This window comes from Brasilonema sp. UFV-L1, from assembly GCF_012912105.1.
Classification (GTDB): Bacteria; Cyanobacteriota; Cyanobacteriia; order Cyanobacteriales; family Nostocaceae; genus Brasilonema.
In genome coordinates this window covers 1-18,099 of the sequence record NZ_QMEA01000127.1, presented here as the reverse complement: position 1 = coordinate 18,099, position 18,099 = coordinate 1, and the positions used below count along the sequence as shown (strand labels likewise).

Sequence of the window (18,099 nt, the reverse complement as noted above, 5' to 3'; positions counted from 1 at the left end):
CCCTCGCCTTTAGGCAGGGGTGTTGACACACTTGGACATTCTGAAGCACGGCTTCGATAACGCAGGCTTCAATATCAGTAATAGGTTAAGGTTGGAGGCTTTTTTTAAGGAATAATAGTAACAGTACTTAAAGTCTATTACCTAGATTGATTATTTAATGAGGTTAAAGTTTAGTCAAGCAGAAATGTTATTTTTTTTTCGCTAAAAAACATACTATTCCCAAAAAAATACCTACATTTTGCTTCTCACTATTCACCAGAGTAGACCAAAATCTAGTGTCACCAGTCATGTAGTACGAAGCTATTTCTTCAAAAGCTTTGCCTTCATAACCGCTGCTATCCAAGCCTAGTAGGTGTTTCATATAAACTCAAAAAAGTCAATTTGTTTTTGTAGGTTATTTAAAGAAAAACTTGCTGCTAACACAAAAACATAACCTACAAGCTGGCTAGATTTTGCGTTCTCCGAGTTGCCTAATGTATTCATTCGTAACTACGCCCTCTAACGGTAAATGGAACGACGTAATATTATTTAAAAGTCCTGAGTGTTTCTCGAAAAAGAAACATGTAGTAATGTACATATGAAGACTCAGATATGTACATATTGGAGTGTTTTTTATGAAAGCAGTTATTTTTTCCAAACCTGAAACCGTTGTTGTCGAACACGTAAATGATCCAACGTGCCAAGCTGATGAGGTGATTGTACAGGTAAAGCGTGCTGGAATTTGTGGGACTGATCTGCACATCTTGCGCAATGACTACATGTCCAATTTTCCGCTGATTCCTGGTCACGAATTTGTGGGCATCGTTGTTGAAGTCGGTCAAGACGTTTGCGATCTCAAAGGCGGCGATCGCGTGGTTGTCGATCCCGATTTGTACTGTGGTCATTGTTTTTATTGTCGTAATCAACAAGCCAATCATTGTACTAATTGGCAAGGTATAGGTATCACACGCCCTGGAGGTTTCGCCGAGTACGTCACGGTTCCACAGCGTGCATGCTACAAGCTTCCTGACACAATTTCCGATACGCAAGCGGCATTTATTGAACCACTTGCCTGTGTGATTCATGGTCTCAATCGTTTGCACACACATCCAGCAGACGAGGTGTTAATCTTCGGTGCTGGACCAATGGGGCTACTGCTATTGCAGGCATTACAACAGAGCGGTGCAGCAAAGATTGTCGTCGTAGAAAAACACCCCAACCGCAGAGCATTGGCTAGCCAACTTGGTGCAGTTACCGTTGCTGTTGATGAGAATCAAGCAGCAACGTTGCGCGAACTTGCACCGAATGGTTTCTCGATTGTTGTGGATGCCACAGGTGTACCAACAGTCATTGAGCAGGCTCTCAACTATCTACGCCCTCGAGGACAGTATTTACAGTTCGGTGTCGCTTCTAGCACTGCCAAGATTGCGTGGTCTCCATATGAACTGTTTCGTAACGATTGGACGATTCTTGGAAGTTATTCTCAATGCTACACATTTTTACCTGCTATTTCATGGTTGGCAAATGGTAAGATTGATGTCACATCGTTGGTGAGTCATACTTTCGCGTTGACTGATTTCCCAGATGCATTGGAGCGCTTTGCTCGTGGTGAAACTCTCAAAGTTCATCTTCAGATAAGTTAGATGTCAGCCGCAGCTACTCCCCTAAACCATTCAGGGCAAGCTGCGTGTTGCTTTGCGACGAGCGCGAATGAAGGCTTAAACATCGTTAACAGGTTAAGGTCAGAAACGATTTGTCAATAAGTAATAAGTAATAGTGCTAAAAAATCAACCGAAATCGGGGTAGAAAACGCAAACTTGGGAGAGGCGATTGCGTAAAATTTAAACGTATCGCTCATTCATCAGTCGAAAACTCAGTACAATATTTAGGTTAATACCCAATACACCAGTCATTTTTAAGCAGAACTACTAATTGACAAAAGTAATTTCGCCTTAACCTGTCACGAATGGGGCTGAAATAATAATACAAGGCATTTTGTCGTAAAGTTTTTGCATATCAAGCATACATATGAGCAAACCGGAGGAAACATTTGATGCGCTTGAAAAATCAAGTTGTGATGATTACCGGAGCAAGTCGTGGTCTTGGTCAAGCTACGGCATTACTTTTTGGGAGAGAAGGGGCGCACATAGTCGTCGCCTCTCGTACGTCTTCTGAAATTGAGCTGACTGCACAGAAAATCCGTGAAGATGGTGGGACGGCGATCGCCATTCCAACAGACGTTACCGATCCAGCACAAGTATCTGACTTGTTCAGACGTGTGGACGAACATTACGGCAAAATAGATATTCTCGTCAACAATGCCGGAATTGGTCTGTTTGGTCCCGTCGAAGAATTGACACAAGAAGCGCTTGAGCAGATGTTAGCAGTCAATCTCAAAGGCACAGTGTATTGTTCTCAAGCCGCATTCACGCGGATGAAACAGATGCGTAGTGGACAGATTATCAATATATTATCGACCGCGAGCAAAGTTGGTCGAGCAAATGAAAGTGGCTACACTGCCTCCAAATGGGCACAAGCTGGCTTTACAGAAAGCTTGAAAGCTGAAGCAAAACCCTTTGGCATTCGTGTCACCTCGTTCTGTCCAGGTGGGATGAACACAGCTTTTTGGCAAACTCCTGATAACCAAACACATCAGCAACAAGCCGAACACTTCATGAACCCACACTTTATTGCCGAACTCCTACTCCAGATTGCAATCCTTCCAGCAGCAATCAATATCGACGATATGGTGATTAAGCGAATGTAGCTGCAGCCGCTTTTGAGCATTGTCTAGAAAACTCGCATCATCTGTTGATGTTGTCTAAAGTTTGAATCGCAGGATGATCATTTATGATTAATGTACAGCAAGACGTGCAGACACGTATCACCTCTGGTAAATCCAAAGGATTAAGTGCGATCGCCGATGAACACGGCATTATCACTTCAGTCGCGACAGACCAACGCGGCTCGTTAAAAAAGACTCTTGCTGCTGCAAGTGGTCGTGATGTGAGCGCAGCTTCACTCACTGAAATTAAGAAATGCTTTGTTGAGGCATTAGGACCACATGCGAGTGCCCTGTTGATAGATCCGGAGTACGGTCTGAGTACAATTGCGCTGCGATCGCCACAAACTGGGGTATTTTTGGCATACGAACGAACAGGCTTTGATCCACAAATCAAAGGGCGTTTGCCGGAACTACTGTCAGAGTGGTCAGTCTACCGTTTAGTTGAACGTGGTGCAAACGGTATAAAAATTCTATTATACTACGACTCTGACGATAATTCAACAATCAATGAAGTCAAGCATAGCTTTATTGAACGTGTCGGAGCTGAGTGTCGCGCCTATGATGTGCCCTTTTTCCTTGAGCCAGTCAGCTACAGCGATGCGCGACCCAATGAAAACTCGCTTGCTTTTGCACAAATCAAGCCCGACAAAGTTAAACAATCAATCCAGGAATTTTCCAAGCCGCAATATGGTGTGGATGTCCTTATGGTTGAACTGCCCGTAGATGTGCGCTATGTAGAAGCCTTGCAAGTTAACACTACAGGGGAGCACGCCTACAACTATGCTGAGGCGATCAAACACCTGCGCGAAGCCGCGACCGTAGCACAGGTACCATTCATATACCTTAGCGCAAGCGCAACAGCTCCGATATTTGCTGAGACACTCGGACTCATTACCGAAGCTGGTACCGGTTTCTCCGGCGTCCTGTATGGGCTTGACATTTGGCGAGATAGCATTGTAGCCTACGCGCAGGGCGGTAGCGCAGGATTGTATGATTGGCTGGAGCAGCATACTGTACCAATACTTCAGGAATTTAACCAGACAATCAAGCAGTATGGTAGACCTTGGTGGGATGTATACGGCAGTTAGCACAATAATGTTGATTGCAGTGGTAGATCCCTAAGCAGTGCTTTGAGTTTCATGAGTTTTTAGACATTCTCTCACTTAGACTTTTCAACTTAGAGCTAATAGGTAAGCAAATGGATAGACGGACATTTCTGAACAACTCGCTAGCAATGGGCGTCGTTATTTGGTCGGGTGAGAAACTCCCTAAACAGTTGGAAATGAGTGAGGCTCAAGTAAAAGATTTGTTTGCTGTAGAACCAGCCAATTCTACCGCACTTATCTTTCCCCAGAGTGTGGCGTCTGGGGATCCACAGCCGCATGGGATCACTCTGTGGACTCGTGTTGTTTCACCTCAACCTGGTTTGATTCAGGCTGGCTTTGAGATTTCCGCAGATCCAGAGTTTAAGGCGATCGCCACTCAAGGTGTTGCACAAACAGATGCGTCAAAGGATTACACCCTCAAAGTTAGCCTGAATTCCCAGAGTCTCCAGCCCTCTACCACTTACTACTACCGATTCATCTACAAAGGAACAGCCAGCAGAACGGGTCGCTTTAAAACGCTACCTGCACAAACAACTGAAGTCAACCAAGTTCGCTTCGCGTACCTCAGTTGTCAAGACTACACGAACGGCTACTACAACGCCTATCCCTTTTTGGCAGAAGAGGAGATTGATTTTATTGTATTTTTGGGCGATTATATCTATGAAACTGTGGGAGACACCAGCTTCCAAGCTGGAATCCGTCCTCTCCCACTGCCCAGTGGTCAACCAGGTGCTGTTACGCTTGAAGATTATCGATTCCTCTATCAGAGTTATAACAGCGATCCTAATTTGCAAAAGCTGCGAGAGCGCTTTGCTTTGATCAACATTTGGGATGACCATGAGTTTGCCAACGATTGCTTCAGTGCGAATACTCCTTATCAAGTTCCATTCTTTAACGAGGAACTTCGTCTGTCGGCAAATCAGGCGTGGGCTGAATATACACCGACTAGCGTTCCTTTCGAGGCTGGCAAAGATTCGCAGGCTTCGATACAAATCTACCGCACATTCCAATTTGGCAACTTACTTAAACTTGTCATGACGGATGAACGTCTCTATCGAGATGGTCCTCCTTGTGATAACCTTGAGGCACAACAGCAACGATATCTCACAAATAAACGATACAGTATTCCAGACTGTCCCGAACGCAATGATCCAAACCGAACCATGTTGGGACACAAACAGCGCCAGTGGTTCTTCAATCAAATTCTCAATTCTGACTGCATCTGGAAGATCTGGGGAAATGAAGTCATGACTATGCAATTCAAACTCCTGTCAGAATTTGCAACGAAGTTGTTAGGACAACAAACCCCAGATTTATTCTTGTCGTTCGATCAGTGGGATGGTTATCCTGTTGAGCGCACTCTACTGTTTGAGACTCTTAAAGAAGCCAGAGTCAAAAACTTTGTGACGATCAGTGGCGATCTCCACACGTTTGTCACCGGGTATCAAAAAGTCAATTTTGATGATCCTCAGGATGAGCCGATTGGAGTAGAGTTCTTAGTTGGCTCAGTCACTTCTTCCAACTTCGCACGAAGCAATGCTTTAGATTCGCTGAAGGTACCTTTAGGGCCAATCGAAGCAATCACTCAAATGCTCATGACGAGCAATCCGCACATCAACTACTTTAATCCTACAACCCACGGCTACAATCTAGTTGAAGTCACACCAGAAGCTTTGATTTGCACATTGAAAGCAGTTAGCACTATTACAAAACCGGGGGGAACACTCTCAATTCTTAAGGTTTTTCGAGTACCTCGGGATCAAGTGTTAATTGAAGATATAACGCCTGTTTAGGGCATTTACAAGAAAGAATACTAGTCTTGTCAAGCGCCCTCTGAGCGCTTGACAACCTTTACGCGTGCGTCTACTCCCTTAGGTGCTCAAAGAATACCTAATTAAACAAATCACGAAGACGCCATTTTTTACGCTAACAGAACTTGCCGGACATCTTGAGCTATTTTATCCCAGTTGAAGTTTGTAACAGCGTACTGCCGACAAGCTTCTCGTGAAGGTGTTCGTACTTTTTCCAGTAGCACCTGTTCTAATGTTTCTGCAATGGCTGCGACTTCTGTAGAAGATGTTATCAAATCTGGAGAGAATGGTTGTAAAATCTCTGGCATTCCTCCAACAGGAGTACACACAACAGGAGTACCGCAGGCTAAAGATTCTACGATTGCTAACCCAAATCCTTCAAAAGACTGACTAGGCATAATGCTCAAGTCAGCAGCCTGGTAAGCAACAGGTAACAACTCGTCAGGTATGAACCCTAAAAATTTAACATGGTGATCAAGTCCTAATTCAGTAGCCTGCTGTTGTAGTGTCGCTTGTAGTGGCCCACGTCCTGCGATCGCCAAGATCACATCTGGAATCCTCGGCTTAATGATAGCCAAGGCTTGCAACAATTTGTCCAGTCCAACTCGATGGACTAAGCGGCGGGCGGTAAATAAAATTGGGCGATTTTGGGGCCAGTCTAGTTTTGCTCGAGCTTCTTGAGGTGATAGATTAGGTTGAAACTGAGTAATATCAACTCCACCAGGAATGACATGAATTTTGTTCCAAGGAACTTGATATTGTTTGTGCAATATATTACCAAATGCTTTGCTAAGAACAATGAAGCGATCGCAGCGGTTATACGTTCTTTGTTCTATCAGCTTAGCTTTAAAAAGAACACTTAGTTTCCTCTCTTGGACTTCTTCTTGACTCTCGAAAGCCCAAGGACCATGAAAGTTAAAAGTGACAGGCACTCCTTTTGGCAAAAGATCCAAAATTGGGAAACTGTATAATGCAAAATGTAAATTAATAACATCTGGTTTTTGAGTTATTCTTTTCTGAAAGTTGGTGCGAATACTCCATAATCGTTTCCATATCGGACTACTTGGTGATGCTAAGTTAGTCAATTTTATCGGCAAATTGGGTTCAGTTTCTGGTAGACCTACTCCACATAATTCAATTTGGTCTTGATTTGCTGCTAGTTTCTGAGTCAGTTCATAGATATATCGTTCCAATCCTCCAGGGGTTTTAGGAAACCAGCCTAATCCTATACAGAGAATAGATTTAGAACCGGAAGCAGTCTTTTTTGTATTACCTTCCACTTATGTTTCTCCAAGTCCTGCTTGTGCGTGTGTCTGCTTGTATTGTCGTTTGTGTCGCCTTTGTTTGAGGCCAGTACATTTATTAAGACTGACTGTATATATCTTCTAAAATTTAAGAAATTATCAGATTTTTTTTGATCATGCTGTGGATATTTTTGCAAGAATTCTATTGACTACACAGTTCCACACTTTAGTCTCAAATCCAGTGTTGAGCAAAAAAATCATAAAATCTTTATCGAAATTTCATATAAGCAGTTTTCGAGAAAGCACTCAGAACTCAAAATAGAAAGAGTCAACTTGAAGTTAAGGTGGTTGTGCATAGAATGAAATAACCATGTATTGTGGATAAATTAGATTATAAATATAGCTAGAAATTCTAGAGGAAATTCTGGAGGTCATTTTTATCTTTCTTTTGATTGCAAAATTCCAAAAATTTAAAAAATGATTTTATTTTTTGGGATTCTTAACAATATGAAGAAAACTTTATAAAACGAACCGCCAAGAACGCCAAGCGTGCAGCGTGCGCCCTTGGCGCATAGGAGGAAACAGAAGAATAAAGATGTCATTTCATCGCATCGAAGAAAGTAACTACTAGGTATACTAAAAGCAAGGAATGAAAATGTCAGTCCTTAATCAGTACATAAGAAATTTATCTGAAATCGCTTTTCGTTATAAAAAAATCTTTAAGTTGGCACTAAGCCTGAGTGTCGGAGTTCTTGCTTCGATAGTCATTGGAATGTATTTTGTTGCAAAAGACACTTCAGCAGCAAATTCATACACAACATCTTGGATAGGTAATACATTTGGCGGTGGTAGCAAATGGGTACAAATTCAACTAAATGGTATTTATGTTGCTCCCAATGGGACAGTATATACAAATAGTTCTTGGGATGAAGCAGGTCGGGAAGTTGGATTTTATAAAAATGGGGACGTCCTTGGGAAGGCTGATGACTTACATGGATGGGAAAGGTTTGGCGGAGTTGCAATCACGGTTGATAACAAGTACATTTATGTAGCTATGCAACAAGGTCCTAGTGGAAGTCCGGGGGAGGATTATCCACCTAAGGGAACACTTTGGCGTTGCGTCAGACGCTACGATATGTCTGGAAAAGCTGCACCCTTTCCTGGAGGGCGTGGCTGGGACAAAAGTATGTTAATTATCAACACTAAAAGTCAAGTGACTGGATTAACAAATGCAGGCGGTGAATTGTATGTGAGTGACCCTGCAGCTAACAAGGTTCGTGTCTATAGCACTAATACAATGAAGGAAGTAAGGAGTTTTTCTGTTCCTAACCCAGGACCGAGTGTTGTAGATAAACAAGGAAATTTGTGGATCATTCAAAGTAAAAATGGCAGCACTCCTGCTAAAGTTTTACATTATTCTAAACAAGGGAAGTTATTGCCTGAGGCGATCGCGGATATTGCTCAACCGAGTGCGATCGCCATTGATAATCAAGGCAAACTATTGATAGCAGACAATGGACCCCGCCAGCAAGTCCTGATTTATGACGTTACAGGTAAAAAGCCAACGCAAGTAAAAACTTTTGGCTCTCAAGGTGGAATTTATGCAGGTGTTCCTGGTGAAGTCGGAGATTTAAAATTTAATGGAATTAGCGGCGTAGGTGTAGATGCTGCAGGCAACATTTACATTGCTAATGATGGTTTCAACCGTTCTGGGGCAGATTTGAGACAGTTTTCTCCATCAGGAAAGCTACAGTGGCGGCTGCTGGGTTTGGAATTTATAGACAACGCTGATGGAGATCCAGCGACTGATGCTGTAGATGTGTACACCAAAGACGAACACTTCGTCATGGATTACAGCAAACCTCCAGGCAAACAATGGACTTACAAAGGTTACACTATAAATGGTTTCAAATATCCTCAAGATCCGCGCTTAAATATGGGAGCAGATGCACCCATTTTTCGCCGCATTAAGGGCAAGCCTTTTTTGTTCATTACAGATATGTATGGCGTTGCTTTGCAAATCTATCGTTTTGACAAAGCAAAGAGTGGGGAAATTGCTATTCCGTCTGGATTCTTTATTGGTACTAATGTCAATGAGAAACAAGCGTTAGATGGAAAGTGGCCGCCAAATCAACCAAAAACAGGAGAATGGATCTGGCGTGATCAAAACGGTAATGGTGCGTTTGATGTCGGCGAATACGATACCAGCAAAGATTATCCCTACATTGGGGGATGGTGGGTTGATAGCAAAGGCGATGTGTGGAAAACTCTGCGAAGTCAAGATGGTATTGGCATCCGACATTATCCCCTACAAGGGTTAGATGAGCAGGGTAACCCCATCTACACTTATCGCACAATGGAAAAGCAAAAAACTCCTAGCATATTTATCGATTTGCGGCGGATTGAGTATTTTCCCGAAACAGACACCATGTATTTATCAGGCTTCACCAAAGAGAACTCTGCAATTAATGGTGATTATGCAAAAACAGTGGGTTCGGAGATTGCACGTTACGACAATTGGAGTAAGGGAAATCGAAATCCCCGTTGGCGGATTGTTCTTCCGGTTGACAAAAGCGCACCTCCTGAAGTTTTACCTCCAGCAGCAATTAGCATAGCAGGAGACTATGTGTTCGCTGTAACTGTGAAAAAGGCGGAGGTATACGTCTATAACGCCAAGACAGGAAAGCAAGTTAGAATATTAAAGCCTGGTCCAGAAGTTGCCAGCGAAACTGGCTGGGTTGATATTCCTTATGGAGTTAGGGCTTTTCGCCGCTCAAATGGAGAATATCTAGTCTTTGTTGAGGAAGATCACAAAGGTAAGGTCATAATGTACAGGTTGCGGGGTTAATCAACAGTTGAGCTTAGAATCCCACGGCTTTTTGTCCAAATGTTAGGCGCAGCCGTGCCGTAGGCAGCGCTGGCGCGATATTTGGGCAGCCGTGGGAGTGTCAATCCTGTTTAACAGTAGCGTATGCCCAATCCAACCACGGTAGCAACGCTTCAATATCTGCAGTTTCTACTGTGGCTCCACCCCAAATCCTGATTCCTGGAGGTGCAGAGCGGTAAGATGCGATATCAAAAGCAACTTCTTGCTTTGCCAGAAGTTTCGCCAGTTTTTTAGAAGATTCTGCTTGCTTCTCTGGACTTAAGCTTGTAAACCAATCATCAACAATCTTGAGGCAAATCGAAGTACAAGAACGGGTTTCTGGCTTCTGGGCCAAGAAAGCTGCCCAATCACTTTGCTCAACCCAGCGAACAATTGTCGCCAGATTTGCCTCACTGCGACGAATAAGCCCAGGAAGTCCACCAATACTTTCTGCCCAGAGTAATCCATCTAGCGCATCTTCCACACACAGCATTGATGGGGTGTTAATTGTGTCCCCTTTGAAAATTCCTTCAATGAGCTTGCCTTTTTGTGCTAAGCGAAAAAGCTTTGGTATAGGCCAAGCAGGCTGATAGCTTTCCAGGCGTTCAACAGCGCGGGGTGAAAGTACAATAACTCCATGTTGTGCTTCTCCTCCCAGCACTTTTTGCCAAGAGTAAGTTACAACATCCAACTTGTGCCAGGGTATTTCCATTGCAAAAACGGCAGAAGTTGCATCGCAGATAGTCAACCCTTGACGGTCATCTTTGATCCAATCGCCATTGGGTACTCTAACACCTGATGTCGTGCCATTCCACAAAAATACCACATCATGACTAAAGTCAACTTGGTTGAGGTCTGGCAAACTACCATAAGTTGCCTTGAGAACGTTGAGATTAGGCAACTTCAGTTCGTCTACAACATCTTTAACCCATTCCAAACCAAAGCTTTCCCATGCCAAAATATCAAGAGGGTACTTTCCTAACAGCGACCACAGCGCCATTTCCACTGCGCCTGTATCGGAAGCTGGAACAATACCCAAGCGATAATCAGCAGGAACACCGAGAATTGCTTTGGAGCGCTCAATAACTTCTTTAATACGAGCTTTGCCATCCTCAGAACGATGAGAGCGACCTACGAAGGCGTTTTCTAGCTTAGACACAGACCAGCCTGGACGTTTCGCGCAAGGACCAGATGAGAAATTAGGAACTCGTGGCTTTGTTGTTGGAGGAGTAAGATGTGGTGACATACAAGGTACTTTAGTTATAGATGCGACCTAGTGAAAGGTCGTAACTCGCTACTACTTTACGCCCTTGCTTTGTTCTAGGTCAACAGTCAAAATTTCTCAATTCCTAAACATAATATAGATGCTTGCTCGCAATCAACAAAAGTTTCTTTTGAGACCGACTGATATCAACAGAAGTTTTCTTTGAGACTTATCAAGTTTCAGACGTATCATAACCTCATGCCCGTTCGTGTATGCTTGCGGCACACAGAGCACACGCCAAAGATGGGGTGAATGGAAAAGTGGACAGCAATGGAAATGACAAGTAAATACAACCTTTGGGGGTTGACACGACTAAAACCAGCATTGGTCTACAAACACCATTGCGATACGCTTTGCGTCAAGCCTCCGGCTTATCGCCCTTTGGGCGGCTCCTAAGGGGAGCATCGCCTACATAAACTTTGTCTCCCATACCGATTTCATCAGTAATCTTTGAGTTTTAAAAGAGCTTTTCATTAATGAATTTGTATATAGTAAGTCTTAATAATTTAACAATAACTGACTCTTAAGATAGAGGAATAGAAAAATCTGAATAACTAATTGCTCAATTATTAAGTATTTCTAAGCTCTTTATATAAAGACATACTTGTCACAAAAGTGTCATGACTATTTTCTGCTCAAGAAAAGAGATGTAAGTTTGAATAATAGGTAAAAAATCATTGTTCTAAACGATAAAAAGGTGTAAGGGTGGTTTCTACCCAGTCTCAACAGACAAGCAGAGTGTGTAAGTCTTGAGATTGATGAATATTCTCTCTTAAATGACAAGAATCGTAATGTAAATTACAAAAAAATCTGCATTTGCATACATTAGACCTCTTGCAAAAGTCCCAATTGCCAGTTTGGTAGTGAAGAGTAAAAAAAACTTCTTTTCACTTTTGACTTGTCACTGACTTCTGCAAGAAGTTTATTAGTTTTGCATTGCAAGTATGAGGAAAGTATGGCTGTAAGCAATCAAAAACGGGCTGTTGGAGTCTTTGGAAACCGTAAAGCTGCGGAGCAAGCACTCAATGAATTGAAAGATTCAGGTTTTTCGATGGAAAAAGTTTCCATCATTGCTAAGAATGTAGATCAGGGGGAACAGCTTGCTAATGCCCAAGTCACTTCGCGTGTTGGTGATGAAAATGTCAGTACTGCTACAGGAGTTGTTGCAGACACTCTCGCAGCCACAACCTGGGGTAGCATTTTAGTTGGTCTGACAAGTTTAGCACTTCCTAGCATAGGAGCTGTGTTAGCTGCAGGTTCTGTTGCTGTAGCCTTAGCCAGCAGTGTTGGGGGTGTGGCTGTAGGAGCTGCAGCCAGTCATAATTTGGTGAAGGCACTAGCTGATTTAGGTATTCCCGAAGAACGAGCAAGACATTATGGCGATCGCCTTCATCAAGGTGATTTTATGGTGATAGTAGATGGTACAGATGAAGAAATTCAGCCCGCTGAAGCAGTGTTGAGGAAGCGCAACATTGAATATTGGGGCATTTATGAATCTCCAACAGCTTAAAATCAGTGTTTATCCCTCTTCTAAGAAACAGAAATGTTTCTTTACATCCATTGGGAATGCGATCGCTTTCCTCGGACGCTTTTGTCACTATAGAGACAAAAAAAAGTTGGGGAGCATCCCAAATTTGCACAAATACTTTACCCAACACCCTAGAAGGGTGCGGCTACACAAACAAAGCCCACCTGCGTGGGCTACAAGCATTTTAGCCCACGCAGGTGGGCTTAGTTGTGTAGCCGAGCCAGTGCTCGACTAGGGTTTCCCGGCTTGTAGACGCCCGCCAGAAGGCGTAGCCGTTGGGTAGCACCTGGCGTCCAGGCTTCCAGCCTGTGGGGGTTTTACCAAATTGGGATGCTCCCAAAAATTGTAGGTTGTGTTGAACGATAGCGAAACCCAACAATATCAAGAATTCGTGTCTTGTTGAGTTTTGTTCCAAAAACCCAACCTACGCTATGACGGATAAAAGTCTTTTGAAATAAAAATTTGAGGATTTTTCTGACTAAAGTAAAAAAGAGGGATGAAGAAACATAATACACTCATTGAAGAAATCATGTGAATCTGAACCTAACTGGTGACAGATAAGTGTTACTTCTTCTTCGGGGAAACAATTTCAAACTCAAAAAAACCAACGCGACGGTTATTAACGTAGACTGCTATTGTATGTTTACCAGTAGGGTCACCAGAAGCAACAGTCCAAAAGTTCTCAATCACTCCTTTTTTCGCTAATTGTGTGCGCTTCGTTACTGCTTCCATGCCATCAGCTGATATGACAAAATTTTCACCACTACTTGTACTCCAAGTTTCTGGAAGTTTCGGTAATCGAAGGACTTCTTTCCATGTCACGTCACGTTTATGCTCGTTGAGTTGAATGCGCCATCCGTAGCGTTTTCCCTCTTGAAATGGCACTTTCTTTGTGGGAATTAAGGACATATTACCGTTACTATTGTCTCTTAAAATCCCAAATTCGGCTTTCTTAACAGTTATTGTTTCCGCATTGACTAAATTGGAAGATACAATGTCATTAACACCATTAGAAGATACAATCCATGATGCTAGCCAGCAAGATGATAGTACGACGCCGTAAGCCAAATTTCTCATTTGCATCGGTTTTTTGTTAAAAAGTGCTTTTTCATTCATATATGAATCAACACTTTTTTTCAGATAAAATGCTGACATTTTGACTGTTGAAAAGTTAAGTTTATTTCTAATAATGAAAGCGCATAAATAACATGCTACTTGCTGCGCTCTCATGGAAGAAAATTATTAATTAAAAATTAAAAATTATTTTTATTGAAATTTGGAATTCCAAACTACCCACGAAATGCATTCACGCTGCAACGAGAAGAATGGCTATCTAACTTACTTAACGCACTCCAGGTGAATGGTTCAATAATGCCATCGCTGACTAAAAAGCATTTTTCTTGAAAAGCCCGGACTGCAGTCTCAGTTTTGACTCCAAAAATACCATCAGTGACACCAAAGTAGTAGCCACTCACTTTGAAAGCCTCTTGAACAGCTTTGACTATAGTTCCAGTACTACCAAAACTCAGTATTGGTAAACTAGCAAATCCGTTGCACAAATATGCCCAAGTCTTTTCTCCCACAATCCCATCTATAGTTAAGAAAGCAAGACACTGCAAGTACTTTACAGCATCTTTGGTTTCTCGGTCAAAGTAACCTGTGGTAGGAACTGATAAAGGAGAGATTGATACGGTATCTAGTTGAATAAGCCGCTGATTTAAGGCTTTCTGCATTTCTTTAACAATTTGACCACACGCACCAAACTGTAAGGTTGGCTTCTTCGTGGGATATTGAACCGTAATAGACAAAACCATAATGTCTCTTTAATATATGTAAGGATATCTTAAAGACTGATAAAAAAATGATTAAAGTTCCCTAAAATAACCACGTCAAACCAAAAAAATATCTTTTTTGATACCAGTAGCTTTGAAAAGTATTTTTCTGCTCCAATCGACCGACTTCAGTTATGTAGATTAACTCCTACCAGATTGCGGAGTCTTGCTAAATGTCCACCATAGCAGTCTTGAAATAAAGTTTTAGATGTATCTAATTTTCATGATCTTTTTCAAAAGATGAGTATATTTGACGATTACTCTTTTCGGCAATATAGTACAATTGTCCTACTATAAAGATATTTTGGTGTTGGCGATACTTCCAAAGGGACGACTCCCTGTGAGAAAATCGCCAATCGCGCCGTGCTTACACATGGACAATTGTCCTCTCAGGCACTGTGCTCTAGTTCCGATGTCTTAGGAACACAATGAACTTCTAAAAAGATAGTATTATTTAGTACCATGATGACACCACTGAAGAGTGTAACTGTAGCCCAAGGTAACAAACAAGGAATTGCAAAATCAGAGTTTGAGCAACAATATTTAGAAGAAAGAGCGACTTTTCTTAAAAGCATTGTGGATGATAGTGTTTCCTTCCAAATGCTTGCTGATGCGACTGAAACAATTTTGCGTCATGCTTTTTGGTTAGCCAAGCAAAAACAGAAGCGCTCTTTTAAAGAGTATAAAAGATTACTGGCTGACTATGGTTGGAAAGGTGAAGAAAAAAAATATCTCAAGATTGCAGCAGCATTTCAAAAGTTCTCGCCCCAAGAGTTAGCAGAAATTGAACCAAGCACGTTGTATCAACTAGCTCGCAATAGCAATAAGTACAAACAAATTATAGATAAGCTTTTAGACTTAACTGCAATCACCCAGGAAGCTGTACGCTGTCTGATGAAAGAACAGCGCATTCCTGAAGAACGTAAACCTGAAAAACCAAGTATTTGGCGGCGTACCAAGAATGGTGGGAGGTACTGTCAAATTCCACCAATTCACGAAACGGATGAGCAGACTGGGACCACTTTACAAAAGATGATAGATGAAGAGGGGTTGAGCGCACAGCATATAGTGGCAGAAGCTGTCGCGCTGCGGCAAGCATATAAAGAAGGGCGGCTGACTCTTGTGGAAAAAAAGGTAAATTAAATTGCGATAGAAGATGGCGATAGCTAGCCCCTTAGGGGGCCTGCGCTAACGCTGCTGCGCTGCAAAGCAGATCGCCTCAAGAGTCATGCTACCAACTGTACCGAAATCACAAGCCAGTTGTTGGGCGATGCTTTTAGAAGGAGTTGCACACCAGGGCGATTACGCAGGGCGCAGACGCCAAAGGCGTACGCCACAAAGTTTTAGATTCCCGACTTCTCGCGAGAAGTCGGGAATCTTGTTGTACATGAATAATTTAGGATTACTATAGGAATGAGGTTATTTGACGATTAACTATCGAATGAGGACGAGAAGTCACGCTGAAGAATTTCACCTAAGGCGATACGCTTTGCGTCAAGCCTCCGGCTGATCGCACAAGCGGCGGCTTCCACATCGCCTTTGTCAATACCTTCATTGAACGCGATTGGCGAAACGAGTTTATCTGCTCAAATTAGGGAAAGTATCTGTAAACATCTTTTCGATGCAAGACTCTTACAAAAATGACCACATCTTCCTCTAGCGTAATGCCAATTCTGTAATCTCCTGTTCTGATGCGATAATAGTCACCGTCAGCTTTGAGTTTTTTCAGATTACTGACATCCTCAAGTTTTTCGGCAATCTCTACTTCTTCAATGACTGCCTTTATTCTTTGAAGTCATGTGTCATCCCGAATATTTGCCAAATCTTTCTCAAAGCTTTTTTTGAACTCTACGTTCATCCTTGCCTATCCAGAATTTTAAAAATTGCTTCTCGGCTGACTGACTCAGTATTTTCACCTTCTTTGATTGCTTTTTCTAAGGCTATGTCTTCTATAATTTCTGCGAATAAATCAGAAAATACCTCTTTTCGCTCTTGAATGACCTCCAGAATCGCGGTTTTCAGGAGTTCCTTAAGTTTATTCTCATCTAGGGAAATTTCAGCCATATACCCTCCAAGCATCTCTTGCGACTGATACTAACACACGCCCAAAGGGCGATACGCTTTGCGTCAAGCCTCCGGCTGATCGCATAGCGGCGGCCAGTATTCGCATCGAAAATCAGCGCGTTGTCGTACAAATTCTTGGATACTATTAGGAATAGTCACGACTGGGATGCATTCATAGCATTAATGTAGCTGAAAATCATGTCTAATTCTCCAATAGCTTCCAGTTCAGCGGCTTCTTCTTTTGTCAGTAAATCCGCTTTTTTCTTATCCAGAAGTTCTTGCATACGTGAACCGAGTTCTTCAGTAAATTTGAAAAGATTGAGATTGTTGACTTTCTCGACTCGAATACCAGTCGTTAGCCAGGATGAGGGTTTAATTACTACTGGAGTCATAGGGTTATAGTTATTCCTTTGCTCCATCATAGAATATGTGGAATTAGGTTATCTACTCAAATTACGGAGAGTACCTGGTCCTACTTTGTACCTTGTATCACAGTGTACACCTGATGTGGTACTGGTAAAATGAAAAAAGCCCCCATAAGTGAGGGCTGATAGCGCTAAACTGGTGGTCTGTCCGGATTGCCAGTTTTTAAGTTGCTTGCTGACGTTTCAACTCTTGTATCAATACTTGGCAACGTTTCATAGCTTCCCTTGCCTGTTGTCGGTACTGTTTGGCTTGCTCTCTATCAGTCAAACATAGTTCTGTCGCTTTGTGCATCAATTCAACTGCTTGCCTACTGAGTTCTTTAGCACGTGTTCTTAAATCTTCAACTGTTTTCATTTTTCCTCCAATTCTGAAATCACAAATTCCAAATTTTCAGTTTCTTGATAAAGTTTATCTGCTCTACTCTCTAATAAGCTAGCGTCTTCAAGGTCATTGTTTTCTAAAGCTTTTTCTGACGCTTCGTATAAATCCTCAATGATTTGGTGTAATTGAGCGTAAGCTTTTAGCAATGCATTTCGAGTTTCAGGCTTCATTTATATGAATGTTTTGACGTTTCAATTTTTTCATATATGATAATCTCTTTAGCTCATCCAATCACCAATTCCGTTCCACAATGAATTTAAAAGACCATCGACACCTTTTTGAGGTGGAAATATTGCACGCATTAAATAGCATACAGGAAGCATTCATTTCATTCCGCATTGCTCGTTTAAATCTTGTCCAATAATTCTTATTCTTTCGGAACTACTTTTTTTGATATCTTTATCATTTGTCTCTTGTAAATAGGTTGTTAGGGCTTCTTCCAACCCTTATATCAACTCACAAATAATAGCGAGACTATAATCAAAATCATCTTTTTCACTTTCTTGGTATTGTGATTTTACTACTTCATAAATTTTTAATTGCCATAAACCGATAGTTGATTGTGTCATATCTAATATACTCCTTGTTGGTTGCATCTACTTATTCCATAAATCATCTAATAGTAGATTATCATGTATTATTTATAACGCAGCATTTCCTAGTTTTTCAGGTAGAAATTTAGCGCTCGCGAAATCACCGTACTCCTGGCTGAAGATACGCTGATAAGCTGTAAAACATCTAGTTTGCATGTTAGGGCTGATGGGGAACTCACCGGCCCCCACGGAGGAGCCAGTGCGGTCTTGGGGTCTCCCC

At 42.1% G+C, this 18,099-nt stretch carries 19 protein-coding genes; 8 read left to right on the top strand and 11 right to left on the bottom strand.

The window, feature by feature from the left end:
* Positions 1-187: 187 nt before the first annotated feature.
* Positions 188-361, bottom strand: coding sequence for a hypothetical protein (locus DP117_RS35600; RefSeq protein ID WP_211176364.1), 174 nt, complete (start codon positions 359-361; stop codon positions 188-190).
* 253 nt (positions 362-614) lie between these two features.
* On the opposite strand from DP117_RS35600, the gene DP117_RS26770 reads away from it, so the two are divergent.
* The 4 genes from DP117_RS26770 (at position 615) to DP117_RS26755 (ending at position 5,663) form a co-directional block, all read left to right on the top strand.
* Positions 615-1,622 (top strand): zinc-dependent alcohol dehydrogenase family protein, encoded by a 1,008-nt coding sequence (locus tag DP117_RS26770; protein WP_169221251.1) that lies wholly within the window; start codon positions 615-617, stop codon positions 1,620-1,622.
* 410 nt (positions 1,623-2,032) lie between these two features.
* A complete protein-coding gene (locus DP117_RS26765; protein ID WP_169221250.1) occupies positions 2,033-2,746 on the top strand; it encodes an SDR family oxidoreductase in 714 nt (237 codons plus the stop codon).
* A gap of 83 nt (positions 2,747-2,829) precedes the next feature.
* Positions 2,830-3,852, top strand: a complete 1,023-nt coding sequence (locus DP117_RS26760; protein WP_169221249.1) for a tagatose 1,6-diphosphate aldolase — start codon at positions 2,830-2,832, stop codon at positions 3,850-3,852.
* A 110-nt stretch (positions 3,853-3,962) separates the two neighbouring features.
* Positions 3,963-5,663, top strand: a complete 1,701-nt coding sequence (locus DP117_RS26755) for an alkaline phosphatase D family protein (protein ID WP_248277849.1) — start codon at positions 3,963-3,965, stop codon at positions 5,661-5,663.
* A gap of 128 nt (positions 5,664-5,791) precedes the next feature.
* Here the strand turns inward: DP117_RS26755 and DP117_RS26750 are convergent, their stop codons facing one another.
* Positions 5,792-6,961: a glycosyltransferase family 4 protein gene (locus DP117_RS26750; RefSeq protein WP_169221248.1), complete on the bottom strand. Its 1,170-nt coding sequence runs from the start codon at positions 6,959-6,961 to the stop codon at positions 5,792-5,794.
* 619 nt (positions 6,962-7,580) lie between these two features.
* Between DP117_RS26750 and DP117_RS26745 the strand changes: the two genes are divergently transcribed.
* Positions 7,581-9,773 carry a hypothetical protein gene (locus DP117_RS26745; RefSeq protein ID WP_169221247.1) on the top strand — a complete coding sequence of 731 codons (2,193 nt, stop codon included), beginning with the start codon at positions 7,581-7,583 and terminating at the stop codon, positions 9,771-9,773.
* A 100-nt stretch (positions 9,774-9,873) separates the two neighbouring features.
* Here DP117_RS26745 and DP117_RS26740 read toward each other — a convergent pair whose 3' ends face one another.
* Positions 9,874-11,037, bottom strand: a complete 1,164-nt coding sequence (locus tag DP117_RS26740) for a phosphoserine transaminase (RefSeq protein WP_169221246.1) — start codon at positions 11,035-11,037, stop codon at positions 9,874-9,876.
* A gap of 973 nt (positions 11,038-12,010) precedes the next feature.
* On the opposite strand from DP117_RS26740, the gene DP117_RS26735 reads away from it, so the two are divergent.
* Positions 12,011-12,565, top strand: coding sequence for a general stress protein (locus tag DP117_RS26735; protein ID WP_169221245.1), 555 nt, complete (start codon positions 12,011-12,013; stop codon positions 12,563-12,565).
* 582 nt (positions 12,566-13,147) lie between these two features.
* On the opposite strand, the gene DP117_RS26730 is transcribed toward DP117_RS26735, so the two are convergent.
* Positions 13,148-13,699, bottom strand: coding sequence for a hypothetical protein (locus DP117_RS26730; RefSeq protein ID WP_248277848.1), 552 nt, complete (start codon positions 13,697-13,699; stop codon positions 13,148-13,150).
* A 173-nt stretch (positions 13,700-13,872) separates the two neighbouring features.
* The gene (locus DP117_RS26725) at positions 13,873-14,397 is read right to left on the bottom strand and encodes a peptidoglycan-binding protein (RefSeq protein WP_169221244.1); all 525 of its coding nucleotides are present in this window, start codon (positions 14,395-14,397) and stop codon (positions 13,873-13,875) included.
* A 480-nt stretch (positions 14,398-14,877) separates the two neighbouring features.
* Here DP117_RS26725 and DP117_RS26720 point away from each other — a divergent pair, with 480 nt between their 5' ends.
* Both DP117_RS26720 and DP117_RS26715 read left to right on the top strand, forming a co-directional pair.
* Positions 14,878-15,558, top strand: coding sequence for a hypothetical protein (locus DP117_RS26720; protein WP_169221243.1), 681 nt, complete (start codon positions 14,878-14,880; stop codon positions 15,556-15,558).
* 85 nt (positions 15,559-15,643) lie between these two features.
* On the top strand, positions 15,644-15,826 hold the full coding sequence (locus DP117_RS26715; protein ID WP_169221242.1) for a hypothetical protein: 183 nt from the start codon (positions 15,644-15,646) through the stop codon (positions 15,824-15,826).
* A 180-nt stretch (positions 15,827-16,006) separates the two neighbouring features.
* Here the strand turns inward: DP117_RS26715 and DP117_RS36550 are convergent, their stop codons facing one another.
* From DP117_RS36550 to DP117_RS37060, 6 genes are all read right to left on the bottom strand, one after another.
* A complete protein-coding gene (locus DP117_RS36550) occupies positions 16,007-16,174 on the bottom strand; it encodes a type II toxin-antitoxin system RelE/ParE family toxin (protein WP_339381005.1) in 168 nt (55 codons plus the stop codon).
* Between the two features lie 95 nt (positions 16,175-16,269).
* Positions 16,270-16,479 carry a hypothetical protein gene (locus DP117_RS35595; RefSeq protein WP_169156062.1) on the bottom strand — a complete coding sequence of 70 codons (210 nt, stop codon included), beginning with the start codon at positions 16,477-16,479 and terminating at the stop codon, positions 16,270-16,272.
* A gap of 155 nt (positions 16,480-16,634) precedes the next feature.
* Positions 16,635-16,871, bottom strand: a complete 237-nt coding sequence (locus DP117_RS26705) for a hypothetical protein (RefSeq protein ID WP_169221241.1) — start codon at positions 16,869-16,871, stop codon at positions 16,635-16,637.
* Between the two features lie 196 nt (positions 16,872-17,067).
* Positions 17,068-17,259: a hypothetical protein gene (locus DP117_RS26700; RefSeq protein WP_169221240.1), complete on the bottom strand. Its 192-nt coding sequence runs from the start codon at positions 17,257-17,259 to the stop codon at positions 17,068-17,070.
* Positions 17,256-17,456 (bottom strand): hypothetical protein, encoded by a 201-nt coding sequence (locus DP117_RS26695; RefSeq protein ID WP_169221239.1) that lies wholly within the window; start codon positions 17,454-17,456, stop codon positions 17,256-17,258. The genes DP117_RS26700 and DP117_RS26695 overlap by 4 nt, the downstream gene beginning before the upstream one ends.
* 276 nt (positions 17,457-17,732) lie before the next feature.
* Positions 17,733-17,855, bottom strand: coding sequence for a hypothetical protein (locus tag DP117_RS37060; protein ID WP_282440326.1), 123 nt, complete (start codon positions 17,853-17,855; stop codon positions 17,733-17,735).
* Positions 17,856-18,099: the final 244 nt, after the last annotated feature.